Raw genomic sequence first — 22,020 nt, forward strand, 5'->3', positions numbered from 1 at the left:
TACCTTTACATCACTTACTTCATTTTGCTTTCTTATTTTTTGGTATATAAAAAACACCACACTAACGCATATCTGTAAGGACGCGTTACCGTGGTGCCACCTTAGTTAACAAATTATTTGTTCACTTTAAATATTATAATTTTTAATTACATCTAAAAGCCCAATTCACATTATATGCAGTGCTAATTTCCATCAACCATTAGCTTTCTTCTTACTACATGTCATATATGCTACGTCATCTTTCAAATGGCAACCTAAGTTGCGAAAAGTAATTACCTAGTATGCTACAAGGATATTTTCAATTTGTCAACATTTGAATTTATCTTAATTACTATTTTACTTTAAACGATGATTATTGTTGAAATCATTTTGGTTATACTTGTTGAAGTTGGTTTTGAATACATAGCCGCCAATGACTAGCATTAAAACAGGCGCAATAATAATGACACATATCGTCAGACTACCAAAAAAGTTAGTGAAAAATGCTGTAGCAAAAATGATGAATAATATTAAAAACAAAAGGTTTAAGCCTAGTGTTTTTTTCATTAGATATCCCCCTTACTTAGAAAATAAAGATAATATTCACGCTTATTTTTATCATAACTTATCATCTTTGTACATATAATCTGCTGAATTTCCATTACTATTTTGTGATATTTTATATGAAAATCAATGGTTTATTATCTATGAATCCGAACCAAAAAAACCCCTCGCTATTAGTGGTAGCGAGGGGGTTGGTGCATTCAATGCACGAAACTCTTGTTAAATATATTATAACATCGTATATAGTAAAATTGCAAAATTAAATTGAAGCTGCTAAACAAGAGAAAATATTTATTTTAGTAGTTATGCACATATCATCTAATTTTCAATGCATTATAATATATTGACATAAATTTTTTAAAATATAATATAATTATAGTGTTCGATACATCACTTTATAATTTCGAAGTATTAGATACATATACAACAACTAGAAAGTAATAGTTACGAAGTCACTAACGAAGCACCTAAATCTTTGTCCTTAGAATAAGTATAGAAGACAGAGAAGTCATAAATTATTAAATGTACTAAGAAAGAATATCAAAGACGCTTTGAAGAAGACTAGCTTTCTAATATTAAATCTAAATTCTCTTTTAATCTTAATAATGATGATATTTACAGGTAGACGTACGATAGCGTTGTAGTTTTACACCATAATTAGGTTTCATTGTTCAATAAAACATTGATATTTGATTAATATTTAGTACGTCCTAGTGGTATAAGAAAAGCTTATGTAATAAAAAAGTCGTCAATATAATGAAAAATAACGGTTAATAATGCTGAATTATTATAAAAAATGTTTAGTAATAAAAAGAAAAATGCTACATACATAAAGGAGTTGTATAATTTCTAATGAGCTCATTTTATATAATCTCACTTTTACGGGGAATTATTATAGGATTTTATGCTCCTATTTGGATACTATTCCTATTTAACTGTGGTTATAATTTGTTTTTTATTGGGATTATAGGAACAATTTTTGAAATCATGAAATTTCTTTTTGAAATACCTTCAGGTGCAATTGCAGATAAATTTGGTGTGAGATTCAATTTAATTATTTCATGTACTTGTCTTTCATTAACTTGGTTATTTTTTCCGTTTTCGTCAAATATATTAATTCTAATAATTATACTATTGACTTGGACTCTATCTGAAACTATGTTTTCTGGAACTTTCGAATCATGGCTCAGCTATTCTGTGGGAGAAATTAACTTTTCTAAATATATGTTTAATAGCACAAAAATTTTTATTTTGTCTATAATAGTGATATCTCCATTATCAGGCTTTTTCTATAAAATTAATAATTACTTACCTTTTATCTTAGCTGGAACTATCTCTATAATATTAGTACTTTATTTAATTATCTGTATTAAAAATGACAAACTTCCTACTAAAAAGCATAAACAACAGCAATACCCTATACTATCAATTATAAAAGATGCAACAATCGTTATGATTAACAATAGAAGAGCCTTTAATATCATTATAGCCAGTTTTTTCTTTGCCTTTGTGATAGATACAATTGATAGATATTGGCAACCGTATTTTCAATATATAGGGATAAATGAAATGTTTTTTGGTTTAATAACTACTTTTGGTGGAATAATTTTATTATTAGTTTTACAGTTATTTTCAAAATTTGATTCTCATTTTAATAAATCACCTGAAACTTACAATGCTTTAATCATATTTGTAACTATGATATTTATAGCATTACTCATATTAGGAAGAAAGTTAGTTTCTATAATAAGTATTTCATTAGTTACTATCGTTGATGATCTTATGAATACCTTAATCAGCAATATCTTGAATCAAGAAATGGCAGATAAAACATCAAGTATGGCTACGATATTTTCATTGAATGGTGCCTCTGGTGCAATTGGAGAAATTTTATCAGGTATTATATTTGGTTATATAATAGCCAAAACAGGATATAATATTACTTTTATCATTTCCGTTTTAGTTCTCCTCATACCATTCACTCTATATTTGAAAAATCTAGTTGAAAACATTAAACGAAGACCTAATATAAACCCATAGTCTATTTTTAGTATAATTGAATGCACCATCTCTTATTTATAGCATTACAAAAAGCCCCTCGCTATTAATGGTAGCGAGGGGCTTGGTGCATAAAATGCAAATATCTTTGTTATTTATATTATAACATCGTATATAGTAGCATTACAAAATTAAATAGATAATCTAGGTTTCAATATATTTATGATTGAATCGGTGCTAAACAATAAGCATGTAACAATGCTTGTGTCGCTTTTAATGAATCAATATGCGTACGTTCTAGTGCATGTGATGATTCGATACCTGCACCGAATAAGCCATGTTTTATATCTGCGCCTGCTTTTAATGCTGCTGAAGCATCAGAACCATAATATGGATAAATATCAACTTTGTATGGGATTTTATTTGTTTTACATAAATTGACGAGTTGTTCACGTAATGCCTTATGATATGGACCTGATGCATCTTTAGCACAGATAGAAACCGTATATTCATCTGAAGATTGACCGTCCCCTAAAGCACCCATATCGAATGCAATAAACTCAACAATATTTGATGAAATTGAAGCATTGGCACCATAGCCTATTTCTTCATTATTAGAAATGTAAAATTGAATCGTATGTGGTAATTTGAGATTTTCTTTTTTAACTGCTTTTAAAAACTCTATAATCATGGCAACACTTGCTTTGTCATCTAAATGACGTGATTTTATAAAACCCGAAGATGTGATTTGTGTTCTAGGATCAAAACTTATAAAATCTCCTACCTCGATACCTAATTGTTCTGTATCTGCTTTTGTATTCACCTTTTCATCTAATCTTACTTCCATATGGTCTATGTTTCTAGGCTCATTATCATTATTACGATATACATGTACGCTTGTTTCATGTAGACATATTGTCCCTGTGTAAGTTTGTCCTACAGATGTTTCAATTTCGCAATATTCCCCTTCTATTGCGTTATAACTAAAGCCACCAATTAAATCTAATGCTAAACGGCCATCTTCTTTAATTTCTTTTACCATTGCACCTAATGTATCTACATGGGCTGTAATACATTTATGGTCTTGATCATTCTCACCTTCTACAGTAATAATCAACGCACCTTTGTTAGTAATATGAGTTGTATAACCTAACTTTCCAACTTCATCTTTAACGTATTTAACTGCCTTTTCTGCATGCCCTGAAGGACTATTAATATTCGTTAATGCTTGAATTGTCGTAAAAATGGATTCTGTCATACTATCCCCTCCTTATATGTATATCTTTAGTTTAACTGTTATTTTCTAAAATTGGTAAGATTCCGAATAGAAATTCCTATTTGATAACAGTCATGCTAAACTCAAAAATTTTTACATAAATAGTATAAAAAGCTTTGAAATTGATTTACATTATTTAGGATTTATTATAAATTTTTTAACGAATTATATCTCATAATAAGGTGGCTGAATTATTTTGTAAAAATTAATTTTAAATATACTTATGTGGGCTTTGTTTATAAGAAGTATAGTGACTTTGATAAAATGGTTTAATGGTAACAGTGATGAAAATATTATAATTATATTTGCTTATTTTGCTATCCTAACTTGGGTAATCATTTATCTTGTGTATAGCTTGGTTAAAGATCATCTTTATAAGAATATTAAAAAATGAGTCTTGATAATAAATAATTAAAGACTCATTACAATATTCAGTATAAAAAAGTTTATGTATTTTATACTCGTGGACTTAAAGTTTTTCAATTTTAAAAATTAATATAAACTATTAACCTATCATGGTAGCCATCAATACCTGTATCTAATATTGCTACTTTCATCATATATTCTGCTTTAAGTAACTTTCTAAAAATGCTTGCAGCTTGTTCAGTTCACTTTGATTGTTTATGTCTACTTCCAAGATTTTATCTATGATTTTCTCATCATTTTCGAACCATTCTTTATTATCATGATATAAATTATTTAAACCCGTATTTATTTGAGCTATTTTTTTGAATTTCTTTTTTACTTTTTTAACTAAAAAGTATTTTTTGGTTTCTTCTTTTATAACCATATAAAGTTCCATTATAATTTCCATGAATATCATACCTCCGTTATTTAAAACGATTTTGACTATCAATAAAAAGTTTATATAACTTATGGGAATTATATAATTCATGATGGCTTCCTAAACCAGTTATAGAGCCATTTTCCATGAATACGATTCTATCTACATTTTTTATTGTCGACATTCTGTGAGCTATAATTAAACAAGTTTTATTTCTCATAAATTTAGTAATATTAGCTACCAAAATATTTTCAGTTTGACTATCCAAATTGGATGAAAATTCATCTAACAAGAAAATATTACTGTCTTTCATCATAGCTCTTGATAACGCAATTCTTTGTCTTTGTCCTCCAGATAAAAATATTCCATTTTCACCTGTTGCAGTCAAAAAGTTTTTGGGAGAGTTGTTAACTGTTTGTATTAAATCTGATTTATTACAAATAGTCTGAATTGCATCAAAACACACTATACTTTTTTTACCATAAATAATGTTATCTAATATGGTCCCGCTCATTATATTGTTTTCTTGAGGTACATAACTTATGGTGTTTCTCCAATCAATTATATTAATATCTTTTATATTTTTATCACCATAAATGATTTCACCTGCGTAATCTTTATAAATACCTAAAATCAAATCAAAAAGTGTTGATTTACCTGAACCTGATGGTCCAACGATAGCAATTGTCTCTCCTGGTTTTATTGTTAAATTAATATTTTTTAGTATAGGAGTTTTATCAAATTTAAAAGTCATATTTCTGATTTTCAATTCTTGTAAATCTAATTGAACCTCATGAAACAATATTTTTTCGGTTTCTAAATTATCAACAGATAACAGCTCATTAATTTTTTCATTGGCACCTCTTACTTTTTGCACTTCATTGTATAAAGTTGTAAATGAAATAATAGCTGGGATCATTTGTAATACATAATACAATATTGCGATAAATGTACCTGTACTAAGTGTGCCATTACTGATTCTAAATGTTGCATATCCTACAATGAATAATATCGTTCCTATTGTAACCAATGACATGATTGGTGCTATGACAGCCTTTACCTTTGCATCTTTCAACTCTACTTCAAGTATTTTCTCCATTATTTTATTAATCCTTTTATACTCATAGAATTCAAATGTATAAGCTTTCACCAACTTTATATTCGTCAAAACGTTATTTAACTTAGACGTAAAAATTGATAATTGATCTTGAAGTTTTAAAGAGAGTTTATATGTAATATTTCCGATCGGGAATATTATTAAGCAAACCATTGGGATAATTGCAACAGTTATAAACATGATTTTATAGTCCAAAATAAATAACATAATGAGTGCACCTAAAAAGGTTAAAGAATAATTTAGTGCATTGGGTATGGTATTAGTCAAAAAATAATTTAGTTCTTCAATATCATTTTTAAGTCTACTAATTATTTCTCCACTTTCATATTTATAAATAGTCGCTAAATCTAATTTTAAAACATTTTCCCAAATACGACTTCTAATTTTTAACATAGATTTACTACCAATATATTTAAATAAATATAAGGAAATTGATCCTAAGATTGCGCTACTTATAAATAAAACTATAATTAAAATTATATCTAAAGACTCCAATCCCGTCCTTTGAAATTGGTCTATTATTGTTTTTAAATATATAGGCATTATTAAACCTAACAGTGTTGATATGATCGATATTATTAAACTTAATGCAAATAACTTTTTTGAAATTGAGGCTAATCTTATTAAATTAGTTATTTTCATTTTTATCACATGATTAGATCAAACAACTTAACATGATCTTTAAACATGAAACACAAAGCTATTACAAAACAAACACCTTGCTCCCTTATCAAAAAGTTGTTCTTGTCTAAATAATTTCCCCCTTTCTTTATTTTTTCGAAATCTGACTATAACCATCCTTAATATTTTGTGATTTTCCCATAACAGTTTGTCTCCACTATCTTCTTATTCCAATTATACAATATCATTTTTTGAAAAAAGTGTTTTTTGAAGAATGTTATAAATTAATAGTCTTAATTCATAAAAGACGCCTTTGCTTTTAATATGAAACTTTATTGCGATCAAAGATAGTAAAAAAATCATACTTTGTACATTTAAAACACAAATAACTTATATTTTTATTACAGTTTAATAACCTCTACTGAAGTCTACTTGATTTGATAATGTTTTATCTCTCTCTAAATACTCTAATGTATTACAGAAGCATGAAATAGCATCATCTAAATCTGTTAATGCTGAAATATGTGGTGTTATCGTAACATCTTCCCTGTGCCATAACTCTGATGATTTTGGTAATGGTTCTGACTCAAAGACATCTAATACTGCATGTCTGACTTTTCCAGTATCTAGTGCCTTTATAAGATGATTTGTATCAACACCCTGTCCTCTACCAACATTTATAAAATAAGCATTATTTAAATAACTAAAGATTTGTTCATTAAATAGTTTTTCAGTTTGTTGTGTTAACGGTAAGGTACTAATAATATAATCCGATTGTTCAATCAATGGTTTGGATGTTTCTAACGTATTTACTTGTTTAAAATACCTTTTGTTTTCGCCACTACTTGAAACACCGTATACAGTTGTGCCAAATGACGATAAAACTTTTGCTATTACTTTTCCGGTTTCACCAGTGCCGAATATCGTTATCGTTTGATCTTTCAAGGCAGCGGGTGTTTCGCATGACCAGAGCTTATCTTTTTGTTGTGATTGAAATAATTTATGATGTTGCAAGTCTTTTAATATATAACTCAAACAATATTCACTCATTTTTTCTCCAAAGTCACTCACAGTTCGAGTTAATACCGTATTTGATTTCTTCCAACCATCTATTGCTAAAAAATTATTTACGCCTGCATTAAATGCATGGACCCAATTTACCTTAGAAGGATGAAATGCTTTACTAGGAGCAAAGCCTACATAAGCATCCGCCCATTCCATATCACCTTCTGAAATCATATCAATCGATTGAAAACGCAAATGATAATTTTCTAAATGCAACAAATATTGCTGAAAAGCAGATTCATATTGACCAGCAATCAAAATATTTTGTATATTCAATTTCACCACTCCTGTATAATTTAAATGATTTTTATTTCGGTTTTATTCTTTCATATATAAATCTTTATTGAATTATCTCATACCATTTCATCATACAAAGTATATCTCAATTCATAAAATTATAACTTGCTTAGTAAGTTAAATCTTCATTTTCAGAGTTTAGGCATATTGCGAAATAACATTTGCTGCTTTACAATGTTACTATTCTGAAAATTTTGATAGAGGTGATTCGCACAATGAAACAAATACTTTTCGTTGGCTTAGGTCTTATTGGCGGAAGTCTAGCGAGTAATTTAAGATATTATCATGATGATATAGAAATCACAGCTTATGATGCAGATACCTCTCAATTAGATAAAGCTTTATCTATAGGTATTATTGATTTTCAATCGACAGATTATAAATCGAGCGTTGAAAGTGCAGATATCATCATTTACGCAACACCGGTACAACAAACAATAAAATACTTACAAGAATTACCAAACTATCATATGAAAAAGAATGTGATTATTACAGATACTGGCAGTACAAAGTCAACCATCCAACAATATGAACAACTTCTTTTATCTCACGATATCCATTTGATTGGTGGCCATCCTATGGTTGGTAGTCATAAGACAGGTGTATTAAATGCTAAAAAACATTTATTTGAAAATGCATTTTATATACTCGTTCATGATGAATCGGCTAATGACGCGGCTTTTGAAGAAATTCAAAGTTTGCTCAAAACTACAGATGCGAAGTTTATTTCTATAACTCCAAAAGAGCATGATTTCGTGACGGGTGTTGTAAGTCATGTCCCCCACATCATTGCTTCGAGCTTGGTACATTTAAATGCCAAACATGCTGATGAATCTACACTTATAAAAACACTTGCAGCTGGTGGCTTTAGAGATATCACAAGAATTGCGAGTGGTAGCCCTGTTATGTGGCGAGACATTACGATTGAAAATAAAAACACAATCTTAACTATTTTAAATGACTGGAAAACTCAAATGGAAGACGTTATTGCTCTCATTGAGCGTGATAGCTCTGATGACTTATATGATTTTTATAACGATGCTAAAATATATCGTGATGAACTACCCGTTAAATCACAAGGCGCGCTATCTATTGAGTATGATCTATATGTGGATATTCCGGATAAACCGGGTATGATAAGCAAAGTTACAAATATCTTGAGTTTACATAATATTTCTATAAGCAACCTAAGAATTTTAGAAGTACGCGAAGATATTTATGGTGCATTACGTATTAGTTTTAAAAACCCAGAAGATCGCAAGAAAGGTGCTGTAGCACTAAGCGATTTCGATACTTATATAGCCTAGTAAAAACGGTATGTGACCTTCGTTAATGCTGTACTTGAAGTATTAACGAAGAAATAATTATATTTAAACCGAAATTTTATTTTGAAATGCTTAAGAGACTCCTGTTCGAACAGGAGTCTCTTTTAAATATGTGTGCTGATAAGCATGAATTGTGTTAATAATTTTGATCTGAAAATCTAAACTTATCTGCGCTTTCAACAATAGATAGTTCTAATTTTTCTCTGTTAATTTATATATTTTAAACACTCAGTAATTCGCTTATTGTTATTTTCCAACGTTTGAGAACCTCTTCAAATTCATGTATTTCAACAGTTATACCTGAAGTAATATCTGCATATTTTGCTCTATCTTCTTTTACATTTTTGGTAAATGCATCAAAACGTATTCTTGAGAATTTTTCATTAGATATAGATGGCAATAATTTTGTATCAAGTTCAAAATAAAAAACCTTATTATTGTAGACAATTACAAGACTCGCCTTACCAATTTCAGATAAACTATTTGCAGTTTGTGTGTTTGGCCACAAAGCAATCCTAATATGCTCACTGTCTGTGGCAACAACTTCACCAACACTTACCATTGCTGTATGAGGATATCCCTCATTAGTAATAGATTGTAACATCATAGCAATATCCTTTTTTTCATCTAAATATTTGCCATCTAACAAACTTTTAATTTGTTCAGGTATTTTCATTACGCACACTCCTTTCTGACTTATTTATTGGTTAAATCAGGAATTGGTGGAATTTGAGCTAAGTTATCAAATTCAGTTGGTTTTAATTTAAAACGAGAATCATATTTCTCAGGATTTGTAATATTTTCACCTTCAGTGTTTCTCCATGAAAAAGTGCATGTGTTACAAATATATACTTCCCAAGCGTCATCTTTAGGCGCTTTAGTCAATAATTCTACTTCTTTTGAATCACATCTAGGACAAATCATATTAATCTTCCTTTCTCTTTACTAGGTTACCTAATTTTTCCATCCATTCATCTGCTTTTTCTGGTGTGCCAAGCAACTCAGTATCACGACCAACATCAGCGCCTACTGGTGTTGTAGCATCTATAACAAGTTTTGTATGCATACCTGCAGGCTCTGAAGAAGGATCTAACGGCATACCTGGCGCATATGGTACCTTAAACACATCTTTATCTGGTCTAACTCTTGTTGTTAAAGCCCACATAACTTGTTCAAGATTAAACGGATCTACAAATTCGTCTACTATAATTGCTATTTTAGTATATGGCATACCATGTGGTGTAGAGAGTAAACGCATCGCTACAGCTTTGCCATAACCACCAAGTCTTGATTTAGTAGAAACAATCGTACCAATACCATGTGTATACATTGCATTAACTGCTTCTACCTCAGGGAAGTCTCTTTTTAATTGTTTATATAATGGTAAACTTGTGTTCAATGCCATCAGATAATCAATTTCTGTCCAAGGCATACCTAAGTATAGATTTTCAAATATTGGATTATTTCTATGTGTTATTTTGGTGATTTTTACTGTAGGTTGTTTTCTTGAACCTGAATAACTACCAGGGAATTCGCCAAATGGCCCTTCAATTTCACGTTTACGTGGCTCAATATAGCCTTCCAATACAATTTCACTTCGTGCAGGAATATCTAAATCTCCATATTCACTTTTGGTTAACTCTATTGGTTCACCTTTTAAAGCACCAGCAAAGTCATATTCAGACTGTACATACTCTATTGGCGTACTAGCCATAAAACTCAACACAGGGTCATTACCTAGGCAGATTGCGATAGGTAGCGGTTCATTTTTTTCTTCTGCATGTTGTAAATGTACAGCAATATCATGGAAAGGTAATGGTTGAATACCTACTTTGTCTTTTCCTTTTACTTGGACACGATATGTTCCAGCATTTTGTTCTTCATAACTGTCTGGTTTATTCGGATCTTTACTGACGATTAATGCTTTTGACAAATAATATCCAGCATCAAATTCATTTATTCTAAATAATGGCAATACATCAAATAAGTTAATTCCGTCTTCTTCAGAAATTATATTCTCTTTTACTGGTGCGTTTTTTGCGTCTATCCATTTAGGTTTAATTGGATATTGATCCCACTTTTCTTTTAATGCAAAGAATTGGTCTTTAGTAGGAGTGTTTTTAGGTAAACCAAGCATTAATGCATGGTTTTGCCAACTTCCGTGTACATTTAGTACTACAGGTGTGTGATATCCTTTAATATTTTCTACTAAAACTGCCGGACCGTTTTCCATATCAGGAGCTGTACGGCCAATTGCGCTTAAATCAGGTTCAGGCATAACTTCATCTTTCACTCTTATTAATTGTTTCTCTGACTCTAACAAGTCTAGAAAACCTCTTAAATCTTTGTAAGACATTCGTTTCGCTTCCTTTCTTAACAATTAACATTTTTTTGTTCTTGCTTCGTAAATCCTGTCCAGACTTTTTCTTGTGGTAATTTATCTATTCCAAATTGTGAAATAAGACGATAAACAATATGGTTCACCATATCGTTTAAATCTTTTGGATGATTATAAAAAGCAGGCATAGGAGGGAAAATCGTTACTCCCATTTGTGACAATTTAAGCATATTTTCTAAATGTATATTATTTAGAGGCGTTTCTCGGGTCATTAGTACGAGTCTTTTTCTTTCTTTTAACATAACATCTGCAGCCCGAGTGATAAGATTATCCGCCAAACCCATACTTATAGAAGCTAATGATTTCATACTACATGGGGCTACAATCATGCCATCCACATTGAATGAACCACTTGAAATAGCTGCACCTAAATTTTTAGGTGAATAATAATAATCTGCAAGTTCACGAACTTCGCTTACACTATAATCAGTTTCTTCTTTAATAGTAGTTATTGCCCACTGTGACATTACTAAGTGTGTTTCAACATTTTTTGTATCACGTAAAATTTCTAAAAGACGAATACCAAAAATAGCTCCCGTCGCCCCAGAAATACCGATAATTAATTTCATTACTTATCCCTCCTCTCAACTACTAGTATAAAGCTGTTTGATGTAATACAATAAATATATATTAAATATTATTTTAATACTTATAAGGTATATAAGGAGAGGAATATATGGAGTTACGACATTTACGTTATTTTTTAGCGATTGCTGACGCTGGTAGTATCACAAAGGCCGCTGAGTCATTACATATTGCTCAACCACCATTAAGCAGACAACTTAAGGATTTAGAAAATGAGTTAGGATTTAATTTATTCGAAAGAAACAAAAAGAAGAAAGTGAAACTTACTGCACAAGGAGAATTTTTTCAAGAAAAAGCAAAACATATTTTAAATACTGTTAATGATGCAGTGAATGAAACACAAGAATTCAATGAACAAGTGAATCTTAAACTTGCTATAGGTACAACAATTTATGGTTCACAAACAATGTTTAAACAAATTGAATTATTTAAAAAGAAAAATGATAATATGCGTTTTAACATATGGGAATCTGATAGCATTAGCTTAATTCAATTATTAAAAGAAAGAAAAATAGATGTTGCATATATAAATGAATCATTGTCTGATAATGACATTGTCACAAAAACTATTATTAATGATTATTGCGTTTGTATCCTCCCTAACAATACCTTTGAACATATCGCAGTTACAGAAATTTCTATAAAAGAATTATCACAACTACCATTAATTTTATTAACTTCAAATACCTTTTCAGGACTATATAGACAAATTATAAACACTTTTAATGAGCAACAGTTAAACGTTAATATTTTATGCGAATGTCATGATTCCTCAATGTTAATTCAATTATTATCTAGAGGGTTTGGTGGAACTATTCTTCCAGCGTCTTCAATAACTGAAGAAATCTATAAAGAATATACTATTTTACCAATAATAGATAATCCGTGGATTTTTCAAACAAAACTTGCTTGGCGTAAAGAAGGATATACCCCAAAAATCGCTAATGATTTTATTGAAAAGGCTTTAATTATTTAAAATACTAATATACTTACTTTATTAGTAGGAGCTGGGGCACTAAATCTTAGATAACTAAAAAAATGATGATTTCTACGATTAATGAAGTAGAAATCATCATTTTTTTAGTTTTTATCTATGTTAGTAACTCGATGAACTACTATTCCCTTATATTTATCGCAATTAATGCCAGCCTTCGTTTTTGTTTAACTTTAGGGTATCCCCTGTACTGATTTTGTAACGTCCTGACGCCCGACAAAATAGTATGAGTGAGTAATTACATGCTCGAGCTACGCCTTCTAGGAAATCATGCACGTTCAAAACTTTACATCTTATGACCTGCCATGAGTCCTAAGCGGCCGTGTTTTGTACCCGCATCAGTATAAGATACAGCTTTAGATACGATGCCTCGACCAAATTTTTGATGTAAGGCATCAATGGTTTTTGCTAATTTTTCATTTCTTTTTCTTTCATATTCATCTATAAACAAGTTTAACTGTCTGTCTTTTTCATCTATAAATTTCGTTAATGAAACACTTACAGTTCTAAATAACATAGTATGATCACATAATTTATCTGCGAAATGTTCAACGACTTTATAAATTTGCTCTTCCAAATTCGTCGGATCCTGTAAGGTGTATTGTTTATTAACGCTACCTTCATCACTATAACCAAATGAAAAATGAATCGTTTTTGCTAATTGGTTTCTTGCCCTAACACGACTAGCAACATCTTCAATCAACTCATGCATGACAACCTTAGCTTCTTCATAATGATAATCGCGCATCAGTATTTGACTCTTACAAATCGATGGATTCATTACTTCATATTTATCTCTTACTCTACTTTGGTCTATGCCATTCGCATGTAAATGTAAATCAACGCCTACAATCCCTAAATCTCTCTTTAAATATTGATACGGATAATTGGCTAAATCACCTATAGTAAAAATACCTCGTTTATTCAATTTTGCTTCTGTTTTCCTACTAATTCCCCAAAATTCACTTAACGGCTGAATAGGCCAAAGTTTATTCGGCACATCTTGGTAACGCCACTCTGCAATTAAACTAGAAGAATGTTTCGCTTCTACGTCCATTGCAATTTTACTTAAAAGCATATTTGAGCCAACACCAATAGAACAGTTAATTCCTGTTTCTTCTTCAATCTCACATTGCAGCTTTTCACAAAATGAATGAATCGTAGTGCTAAAACGGTGATAGCTATCCGTAACATCCATAAAAAACTCATCGATACTATATTGATGTAGATCTTCCGGCGCTACATAACGTAAAGCAATTTTTGATATTGTTACAGACACTTCCAAATATTTTCTCATACTCGGATTAATAATATATATGTCGCTTCTATGTGGTATTTCGAATAGTCTCGACCCGGTTTTAATACCTAGCGCTTTTAAAGGTCCTGTGGCAGCTAAAACAACTGATCCTTGTCTCTTCGTATCGGCAACAACGGCTAATTTCTCCTTCAATGGATCTAATCCTTTTTGAATACAAGACACACTTGCAAAAAAGCTCTTTTGGTCTATACACAATACATCTCTTTCTTCCACCAGATTATAATCATACATATCAAATACCTCCCTCAATTAATTCTATTATATACGAACACGTGTTCCCATTCAATACTTATAAGAACAAACGTTCTATTTTGATTGTTTTTAGAATTTTGAGAATTTTCATGATATAATAAGTTCAAATTGTTATAGGAGGAAATACATATGCCAATCGTTAATGTGAAATTATTAGAAGGTCGTTCAGATGATCAACTTAAAGATTTAGTCTCTGAGGTAACACAAGCTGTAGAAAAAACTACAGGTGCTAATAAAGAAGCAATACAAGTTGTTATTGAAGAAATGAAAGCATCACACTATGGTGTTGCCGGCGTTAGAAAATCCGACCAATAATACCATGCTATGTTTATACGTATAGAGAACGTAAACAGACCAAACGTTAATACATAGCGTTTGGTCTGTTTTGTGGTTAACACCAACCTTTTAGTAATGTTCGTTTTCTATGCGCTTTGTTACAACCAAGGCAGTAACTTGTGCTGACTCCTGCGAGAAAAGTACAGACCGAAGACTACAGGCTGAGGCTGTACCCACGGAAAGCATGCACAAGAAACTATCAATAAAGATTTTACTCATAAAACAAAAGGTAGACAATCATTTTTATGATTGTCTACCTTTTTTGAGATTGGCAGTGGCTAACTGTATTAAAAATGCGTTTATATCAAGCTCTTGTATTCCATTTATAGTCAGCTTTGCCGAGCTAGGTTCATGCGACGAAATCTTGTTAAAAAATAGATTTCTGTCCCACTCTTTCATATTATTCGTTTAAAAACTTCTGAACTTCTTCTTTATTTTTCGCTTTATCGATTTCTAATGCACTACCATCACCAAACGTTTGAATATCTTGGTAACTTCCTTCGACAGGTAAAGTTAGAGAATCAACATTTTTATCGCCTCGAATACCAAAGTTTAAGCCTGCTTGCATAATTGCAGAGTCTGGCATGTTCGTATTCAAGTAACCTCTTAAAATACCAGCGACACGTGGCAATTTAGGAAGTGTATCGATACTTGCAAGTTCTCCTTTAAGTGCTTGCATCACTTGTTGTTGTGTCTACGGACACGACCAAAGTCACCTTCAGCATCATGTCTAAATCTAGCATAACCTAAAAGCTCTTTACCATTTAATCGATGGTGACCTTCTTTCAGTGATACACCTATATTTTTCGACATATCTTTTTCAACATCTATAGGTACACCGTTAGGTTCTAGTTCATCAATCATTTTTTCAAAACCAGTAAAGTCTAAAATAGCGTAATACTCAGGATCTACACCTAAGTTTTTCTTCAGCGTTTTTCTCATTAATTCTGGACCGCCTATAGAATATGCAGAGTTAATTTTATGCTGTCCATTTCCAGGAATATCAGCATAGATATCACGCATGACAGACATCATTTTCAGCTTTTTATGCACAAAATCATATTGAGCAATCATAATAGAGTCTGTTCTAGAAATACCACCTTGCTCCTTATCTGCACCTAACACCATGACTGTAATCTTACCGTCATTTTTTTGAGCACCATTAAATTTATGCTCTTTCAGTGTCTTACCATGGTCTTTAGCATAATCAATACCTGAATTATAACCATGAATCGCATAACCAATCACTATCGCCAATAGGATAATGATAATTAAAATAATGAAAGGAAGCTTTCTAATCCGCTTCTTTTTCACCCTTCGTAAAGGGGCCTGTGTTGTTTCTTCGTTCTCATCTGATGTACTTCTTTTTTTGTCCTTATTCATTAGTATCAACCTTATATCTTCAAAATTGCACTTCTATGTACTATAATTAACATATATTAAAGTTATATAAAAAGAGTATAAAAATCAAGTAATATCTTAATATATGGTACTAAGGTCTAATACAGAAAGGATGTTAAGCATGAATATAAACAAAGCATACTTCGCCGGAGGTTGCTTTTGGTGTATGGTCAAGCCTTTTGACACGTATGAAGGTATTGAACAAGTAACCTCTGGTTATATGGGAGGTACAGTTGACAATCCATCATATGAACAAGTCAAGACTGGCAACACTGGGCATTATGAAACCGTCGAAATCGAATATGATGTCGCACTGTTTTCATATAATAAGTTATTAGAAATTTTCTTTTCTGTAATAGATCCAACTGATGACGGCGGACAATTTCAAGATAGAGGTTCGCAGTATAAGACAGCTATTTTTTATTCTAATGACAATCAAAAGGAAGTAGCTGAAACGTATATCGAAAAATTAAAACACACGATTGATAGAGACAAGGCAATTGCAACTCAAATCTTGCCCGCTTCTAAGTTTTATAAAGCTGAAGCAGAACACCAAGAATTTTATAAAAAAAATCCAGAACGTTATGCTGAAGAACAAAATGAACGTCAAAATTATAAGCAATAACAAATCAATCATAAAAGCCGGAGCATATCTACTATGCATCCGGCCTTTTGATATTATATGATTGAACTCACTTATTAGTCTCCCTCTAGCACTATAAGCTATTTTTTACTACTACTCTTGTTTTTTCATTTCTAATGGAATCTTATTCTTCTTCTCTACTTCCTTACCTTTGTGTAAATCTATTACTGTTTTCAAACTTTCTTCACCCATCAAATCAGGTTGTTGCGCGACCGTGGCATATAACTTACCTTTGTCTACTGATTTAATTGCATCTTCATTACCATCAAAACCAATAACTTTAATATCTTTGCTGCCTACCGCTTCTATTGCGCCTAATGCCATTTCATCATTTTGTGCAAAGATTGCTTTAATGTCTGGATGTGCTTGAATAATATTTTGAGTTACATCCAATCCTTCTGTTCTATTAAATTTCGCACTTTGTTTGGATACCACGTCAAGTGAGTCATCTGCTACGTTATGGAACCCTTTACCACGTTCTCTTGTAGCACTTGCCCCAGGTATACCTTCTAACTCTGCAACTTTAGTACCTTCCCCAAATTTATCAACGATGAGGTTTGCAGCCATTTCCCCACCTTTAACGTTATCTGAAGCAATAAATGAAGCGACTTCCCCTTTAGCAACTTCCCTATCTAAGGTTACTACTGGTATATTCTGATCATTAGCTATTTGTATACTACCAGAAATTGCATCTGAGTCTGTAGGATTCACAATAAGATAATCTACATTTTGTTGTATTAAATCATCAATATCGTTTGCTTGTTTTGCTGCATCATCTTGCGCATCTGCAAACTTCACTTTAACACCTTGTTTTTTTGCCTCATCTTCAATACCATCTTTAATTTTCACAAAGAATGGATTGTTTAACGTTGAGATACTTACACCAATGACAATATCAGATTTTTTCTTATCTGACTTACCGTCATCATTATTTTCCAAAGGAGACTCAAGTGAACATCCTGTTAAAAATAATAAAATCGCAATTGCACTGATTAATATTTTTTTCATCTTGCTAACCTCCCACACTATTTATTCTTTCTATCAATTAATACAGCTATGATAATCACTACACCTTTAACAACCTGTTGATAGAATGATGAAACGCCTAATAAGTTCAAACCATTGTTTAACACACCGATAATAAGTACACCAATTAATGTACCGAGTATGCGTCCCTTACCACCCGTAAGTGATGTACCACCCAGTACAACGGCTGCAATCGCATCTAACTCATATGACATACCTGCTGTTGGTTGTGCAGAGTTTAAGCGTGATGTTAATATTGCGCCTGCCATTGCCGACATTAAGCCAGCTAAACTATAAATCATGATTTTTAATTTATTTACTTTAATACCAGAAATAAATGCTGCCTTCTCATTACCGCCCATAGCATAAGTTTGTCTACCAAATACTGTTTTATGTAGCAAAATATATAAAATGATAAACGTAACAAACATTGTAACTGCCGGAACAGGTATGCCTAAAAAGTAACCACGACCAAATAATTGGAATGCATAGCTCCCATTTAAGTTTGTAATCGGGTTACCATCCGTAATCACTAGTGTTAAGCCCCTAAAGACGGTCATAGTAGCCAATGTTGCGATAAATGGTGCCATCTTACCTAAAGTAATTAACAAACCGTTAATGGCCCCTAGAACTGCACCAAAGATACAACCGAGTAATAACGCAATCATTGAATCTACACCTGATACCATTAAAATTGCTACCATCGCACTTGATAACGCCAATGTAGAACCGACGGACAAATCAATACCACCCGTTAAAATAACAAATGTCATACCAAATGCAATGAGTCCATTAATCGATACTTGTCTCAGTAAATTAAATAAGTTGGATGGTTCTAAAAATGCGCTGTTTAATGCACTAATGATAATAACTAATAAGATTAACCCAATAAACGGAATTATTTTTTCTAAATATGAAAATGATAGTTTAGACTGTGTCATGTACTTCCCCTCCAGTAGCTAATGTCATAATACGTTCTTCTGTTAATGATGCTTTCTCTAGCACGCCTGCAATATTTCCTTCATGCACAACGGCCACTCTGTCACTCATGCCTATAATTTCAGGTAATTCTGATGAAATCATAATGATAGACATGCCTCGTTCGGTCAATTCATTCATCAATTGATAAATCTCTCTTTTCGCACCTACATCAATACCACGTGTAGGCTCGTCTAAGATTAGGACATGTGGCGCAGTTGCTATCCATTTTGCAATAACAACTTTTTGTTGATTACCACCTGATAAATCAACACATGCATCATTTTTCTTACCTTTAATATTCAAACGTTGAATCATTTGTTCTGCATATTGCTCCATAGAAGCTCGTGTTAAAAAGCCGGATTTCGAAAAACTTTTCAACGCTGGTAACGAGATATTCTCTAATATTGAATCTTGCAAGACCAAGCCTTCTTCTTTTCTATTCTCTGTGATAAATGCTAAGCCTTGTTTGATAGAGTGATTAGGATTATTTATCTGTAGTTGTTTATCATTGAGAGTTACTTGCATATGCCCCTTATCTAAACCAAACACTACACGCATAATTTCAGAACGTCCTGCACCCATCAATCCACTAAAACCTAAAATTTCACCTTTATGTAGATTAAAGTGAATATCATTCAATTTATGTTCAGTAGAACTGAGGTTTTTTACAGAAAGAACAACTTCCTCATCTTGCGTGTAATGTCTGTCTGGGTATTGATTATCTAGGTCTCTACCAATCATTGCCTTAACAATTTTCTCATTTGTTGTATCTGCTGTTGCAGAAGTTAAGATGGAACGTCCGTCTCGCATTACCGTAATACGATCTGAAATACTGAAAATTTCTTCCATTCTATGAGAGATATAGACAAATGACACACCTTCACTTTTCAGTTTTCGAATTTGTTCAAATAAAATATCAATTTCGTTATTTGTTAATGCTGCAGTAGGCTCATCCATAATAATGACTTTTGAATCTTGCATTAAAGCTTTACTAATTTCTAACATCTGTTGCATACCTACAGATAAAGCACCCGCTTCTTTATTTAAGTCGATATTAATATTTAACTTTTTGAAAATAGCATTTGCCTGTTTTTTCATCGCTTTATTATCGACAATACCTAAGAACTTTGTTTCCTCTTTACCAAGAAATAAATTTTCTAACACTGTTAAATTAGGCCATATATTTAACTCTTGTTGTATGAACGACACGCCATTAAGTTCCGCGTCTTTGGTATTTTTAAATTGAATCGCTTCACCGTTTTCTTCAACAGACCCACTATCCGACTTATATACACCGGTGAGTATTTTCATCAATGTACTTTTCCCAGCACCATTTTCTCCCATTAAGGCATGTATCTCACCATCACCGATTTCAAAATCCACGCCTCTTAATACGTCATTTTGCCCAAACGATTTATATATTTGTTCCATCTTTATCATTTTATTCACCCCTTAAAATAAAACACCGCTTGTTAGTACAACATTAGCAAACGGTTTAGCTTCACCTGTGCGAATGATGGCTTTAACTGTTTTACTTTGTACTTTGAATTGCTCATTTGACGTTGTTTGAATTTCAATATTTTCAGCTGATAATGTCTGATATAATGCCGTGTTTTGAGTTATCATTTCTTCAGCTAATGTCATTTGCTCGATTTCCATATGCGTTTTTATAAGGTTAAATACTTCAATAAAAGAAGGCTTTCCAAATTCCAATGCCAGATCAATCTTTTTCACGCCTTCTGGAACTGGAAGTCCACAATCTGCAATGATAATTTGATCAGTATGCCCTAAATCACTTAACAACTTGGAAATTTCGCTATTTAATATACCTGTCTTATACATTCAATCACTCCTAAAATTTTATGTAACCCGTTACATGTTATGCATTAAAATCTCGTACTTTCCCTCCGCTTCACTGTAATCGCTACTTGATCAACGTGGTCCGCGTCTCCCTCCTCATACAAATTGAGGAGTTTCGATACAGCAAGTTCACCTATACGATATGCCGATTGATCTATTGTTGTAATTTGAGGAAATGTCATTTTTGAAAATGGTATGTCATCATAGCCAACAAGTTGTATATCTTTCGGCACTTTAAATCCATGTTGTTGAATCACACCCAATATTTTAATCGCAATCAAATCATTACTACATATAATGCTATCGATATGATTTTGACGTATTTGTTTAATAAATTGTGTTTCGTCATCTATTTGTTCTTCTTCACAACGACAATATGACACATTATGTTGGTTGAGTAATGTTTCTACGCCATTCACACGTAATTGGAATGCAGCTACATTTAAATCAGAATGCACGATTAATACGTGCTGTGCCTGTCCTTCAATGATTAATTGAGCTTGGAGTTGACCACCTTCAAAATGATTTGTAGAAATCCCTTCATTGCCATCATTAATACGATCAACAAATACAAATGGAATACCATATGAATGAAGTGTATTTTCAATTACATTTTCATTTAGCGCTGTGGAAATCATACCCGTACAATTATGCGCTACAAATGTAGAAAGATAATTTTTTGCTTTATCAATATCATTATCGCTATTACCTATCAATACTTGGTAACCGTGTGCCAAAGCTACATCTTCTACTCCGCGAGCAATAAGTGTGAAAAACGGATTACTAATATCTGGAAGTAATAATCCTATCATTTTAGATTTTCGCTTATATAACGTACGTGCCGCTTCATTCGGTTGATAATTCAGTTGGTTAATCGCACTTTCAATTTGTGCTCTTGTTTGTGCTTTTACGTAACCATTATTATTGATTGCTCTAGAGACAGTTGCTACTGAGCATCCTGCCAATTGAGCTACTTCTTTTATTGTTGCCAATGAAATCACCTCAATTTGTGTAACCGCTTTCATATTACCACAACTTTTTATAATTTAATAGAACAATCGTATGTTTTATTTATTAGATTAATTTTCTGTAGAGCTATTTGCAGTTTTTAAAAATAAAAAACGGTATTCTTTTAACTTTAGAATACCGCTCTAACATATCAATGCCTTTATCAAATCATATGTAATGTCGTTCAATACT

At 31.8% G+C, this 22,020-nt stretch carries 20 protein-coding genes and 1 pseudogene; 5 read left to right on the forward strand and 16 right to left on the reverse strand.

The window, feature by feature from the left end:
- Window positions 1-336: 336 nt before the first annotated feature.
- The gene (locus ACP3TL_RS04935; protein ID WP_069832137.1) at window positions 337-546 is read right to left on the reverse strand and encodes a hypothetical protein; all 210 of its coding nucleotides are present in this window, start codon (window positions 544-546) and stop codon (window positions 337-339) included.
- Between the two features lie 849 nt (window positions 547-1,395).
- Here ACP3TL_RS04935 and ACP3TL_RS04940 point away from each other — a divergent pair.
- Window positions 1,396-2,583 (forward strand): MFS transporter, encoded by a 1,188-nt coding sequence (locus ACP3TL_RS04940; RefSeq protein WP_069832138.1) that lies wholly within the window; start codon window positions 1,396-1,398, stop codon window positions 2,581-2,583.
- A gap of 178 nt (window positions 2,584-2,761) precedes the next feature.
- Here the strand turns inward: ACP3TL_RS04940 and ACP3TL_RS04945 are convergent, their stop codons facing one another.
- From ACP3TL_RS04945 to ACP3TL_RS04960, 4 genes are all read right to left on the reverse strand, one after another.
- Window positions 2,762-3,799 (reverse strand): M42 family metallopeptidase, encoded by a 1,038-nt coding sequence (locus ACP3TL_RS04945; protein WP_277575828.1) that lies wholly within the window; start codon window positions 3,797-3,799, stop codon window positions 2,762-2,764.
- A gap of 574 nt (window positions 3,800-4,373) precedes the next feature.
- Window positions 4,374-4,631 carry a hypothetical protein gene (locus tag ACP3TL_RS04950; protein ID WP_069832158.1) on the reverse strand — a complete coding sequence of 86 codons (258 nt, stop codon included), beginning with the start codon at window positions 4,629-4,631 and terminating at the stop codon, window positions 4,374-4,376.
- A 16-nt stretch (window positions 4,632-4,647) separates the two neighbouring features.
- Entirely contained in the window at window positions 4,648-6,360 is a 1,713-nt protein-coding gene (locus tag ACP3TL_RS04955; RefSeq protein ID WP_081325269.1) for an ABC transporter ATP-binding protein, read from the reverse strand.
- Between the two features lie 387 nt (window positions 6,361-6,747).
- Window positions 6,748-7,680: a D-2-hydroxyacid dehydrogenase gene (locus ACP3TL_RS04960; RefSeq protein ID WP_069832140.1), complete on the reverse strand. Its 933-nt coding sequence runs from the start codon at window positions 7,678-7,680 to the stop codon at window positions 6,748-6,750.
- 236 nt (window positions 7,681-7,916) lie between these two features.
- Between ACP3TL_RS04960 and ACP3TL_RS04965 the strand changes: the two genes are divergently transcribed.
- A complete protein-coding gene (locus tag ACP3TL_RS04965; protein WP_069832141.1) occupies window positions 7,917-9,008 on the forward strand; it encodes a prephenate dehydrogenase in 1,092 nt (363 codons plus the stop codon).
- Between the two features lie 238 nt (window positions 9,009-9,246).
- Here the strand turns inward: ACP3TL_RS04965 and ACP3TL_RS04970 are convergent, their stop codons facing one another.
- Genes ACP3TL_RS04970 through ACP3TL_RS04985 form a run of 4 tightly spaced genes read right to left on the reverse strand, consistent with a single transcriptional unit; the run spans window position 9,247 to window position 11,993 of the window.
- Window positions 9,247-9,702 (reverse strand): hypothetical protein, encoded by a 456-nt coding sequence (locus tag ACP3TL_RS04970; protein ID WP_069832142.1) that lies wholly within the window; start codon window positions 9,700-9,702, stop codon window positions 9,247-9,249.
- A gap of 20 nt (window positions 9,703-9,722) precedes the next feature.
- Entirely contained in the window at window positions 9,723-9,950 is a 228-nt protein-coding gene (locus ACP3TL_RS04975; protein ID WP_069815714.1) for a non-oxidative hydroxyarylic acid decarboxylases subunit D, read from the reverse strand.
- 1 nt (window position 9,951) lies between these two features.
- Window positions 9,952-11,382, reverse strand: a complete 1,431-nt coding sequence (locus tag ACP3TL_RS04980) for a non-oxidative hydroxyarylic acid decarboxylases subunit C (protein ID WP_069815716.1) — start codon at window positions 11,380-11,382, stop codon at window positions 9,952-9,954.
- Window positions 11,383-11,399: 17 nt separating this feature from the next.
- A complete protein-coding gene (locus ACP3TL_RS04985) occupies window positions 11,400-11,993 on the reverse strand; it encodes a non-oxidative hydroxyarylic acid decarboxylases subunit B (protein WP_069815718.1) in 594 nt (197 codons plus the stop codon).
- A 107-nt stretch (window positions 11,994-12,100) separates the two neighbouring features.
- Here ACP3TL_RS04985 and ACP3TL_RS04990 point away from each other — a divergent pair, with 107 nt between their 5' ends.
- Window positions 12,101-12,985: a LysR family transcriptional regulator gene (locus tag ACP3TL_RS04990; RefSeq protein ID WP_069815720.1), complete on the forward strand. Its 885-nt coding sequence runs from the start codon at window positions 12,101-12,103 to the stop codon at window positions 12,983-12,985.
- Window positions 12,986-13,289: 304 nt separating this feature from the next.
- Here the strand turns inward: ACP3TL_RS04990 and ACP3TL_RS04995 are convergent, their stop codons facing one another.
- Complete coding sequence (locus tag ACP3TL_RS04995; RefSeq protein WP_069832143.1) at window positions 13,290-14,552, reverse strand: Y-family DNA polymerase; 1,263 nt, start codon at window positions 14,550-14,552, stop codon at window positions 13,290-13,292.
- Window positions 14,553-14,702: 150 nt separating this feature from the next.
- Here ACP3TL_RS04995 and thmT point away from each other — a divergent pair, with 150 nt between their 5' ends.
- The gene (gene thmT / locus ACP3TL_RS05000; RefSeq protein WP_002507674.1) at window positions 14,703-14,888 is read left to right on the forward strand and encodes a 2-hydroxymuconate tautomerase; all 186 of its coding nucleotides are present in this window, start codon (window positions 14,703-14,705) and stop codon (window positions 14,886-14,888) included.
- A gap of 421 nt (window positions 14,889-15,309) precedes the next feature.
- On the opposite strand, the pseudogene ACP3TL_RS05005 reads toward thmT, so the two are convergent.
- Window positions 15,310-16,292, reverse strand: a pseudogene (locus tag ACP3TL_RS05005) (LCP family protein).
- A 139-nt stretch (window positions 16,293-16,431) separates the two neighbouring features.
- Here ACP3TL_RS05005 and msrA point away from each other — a divergent pair.
- Window positions 16,432-16,935, forward strand: a complete 504-nt coding sequence (msrA, locus tag ACP3TL_RS05010; RefSeq protein ID WP_069815726.1) for a peptide-methionine (S)-S-oxide reductase MsrA — start codon at window positions 16,432-16,434, stop codon at window positions 16,933-16,935.
- A gap of 111 nt (window positions 16,936-17,046) precedes the next feature.
- On the opposite strand, the gene ACP3TL_RS05015 is transcribed toward msrA, so the two are convergent.
- Genes ACP3TL_RS05015 through ACP3TL_RS05035 form a run of 5 tightly spaced genes read right to left on the reverse strand, consistent with a single transcriptional unit; the run spans window position 17,047 to window position 21,845 of the window.
- Window positions 17,047-17,961, reverse strand: coding sequence for a D-ribose ABC transporter substrate-binding protein (locus tag ACP3TL_RS05015; protein ID WP_069815730.1), 915 nt, complete (start codon window positions 17,959-17,961; stop codon window positions 17,047-17,049).
- A 17-nt stretch (window positions 17,962-17,978) separates the two neighbouring features.
- Window positions 17,979-18,920: an ABC transporter permease gene (locus tag ACP3TL_RS05020; RefSeq protein WP_069815738.1), complete on the reverse strand. Its 942-nt coding sequence runs from the start codon at window positions 18,918-18,920 to the stop codon at window positions 17,979-17,981.
- The gene (locus ACP3TL_RS05025; RefSeq protein ID WP_069832145.1) at window positions 18,907-20,400 is read right to left on the reverse strand and encodes a sugar ABC transporter ATP-binding protein; all 1,494 of its coding nucleotides are present in this window, start codon (window positions 20,398-20,400) and stop codon (window positions 18,907-18,909) included. Before ACP3TL_RS05025 ends, ACP3TL_RS05020 begins: the two co-directional genes overlap by 14 nt.
- A gap of 12 nt (window positions 20,401-20,412) precedes the next feature.
- Complete coding sequence (rbsD, locus tag ACP3TL_RS05030) at window positions 20,413-20,802, reverse strand: D-ribose pyranase (protein ID WP_069832146.1); 390 nt, start codon at window positions 20,800-20,802, stop codon at window positions 20,413-20,415.
- Window positions 20,803-20,846: 44 nt separating this feature from the next.
- Complete coding sequence (locus ACP3TL_RS05035) at window positions 20,847-21,845, reverse strand: LacI family DNA-binding transcriptional regulator (protein WP_069815743.1); 999 nt, start codon at window positions 21,843-21,845, stop codon at window positions 20,847-20,849.
- Window positions 21,846-22,020 lie beyond the last annotated feature (175 nt).

Source organism: Staphylococcus caseorum, from assembly GCF_049943195.1.
Taxonomy (GTDB): Bacteria; Bacillota; Bacilli; order Staphylococcales; family Staphylococcaceae; genus Staphylococcus; species Staphylococcus equorum_A.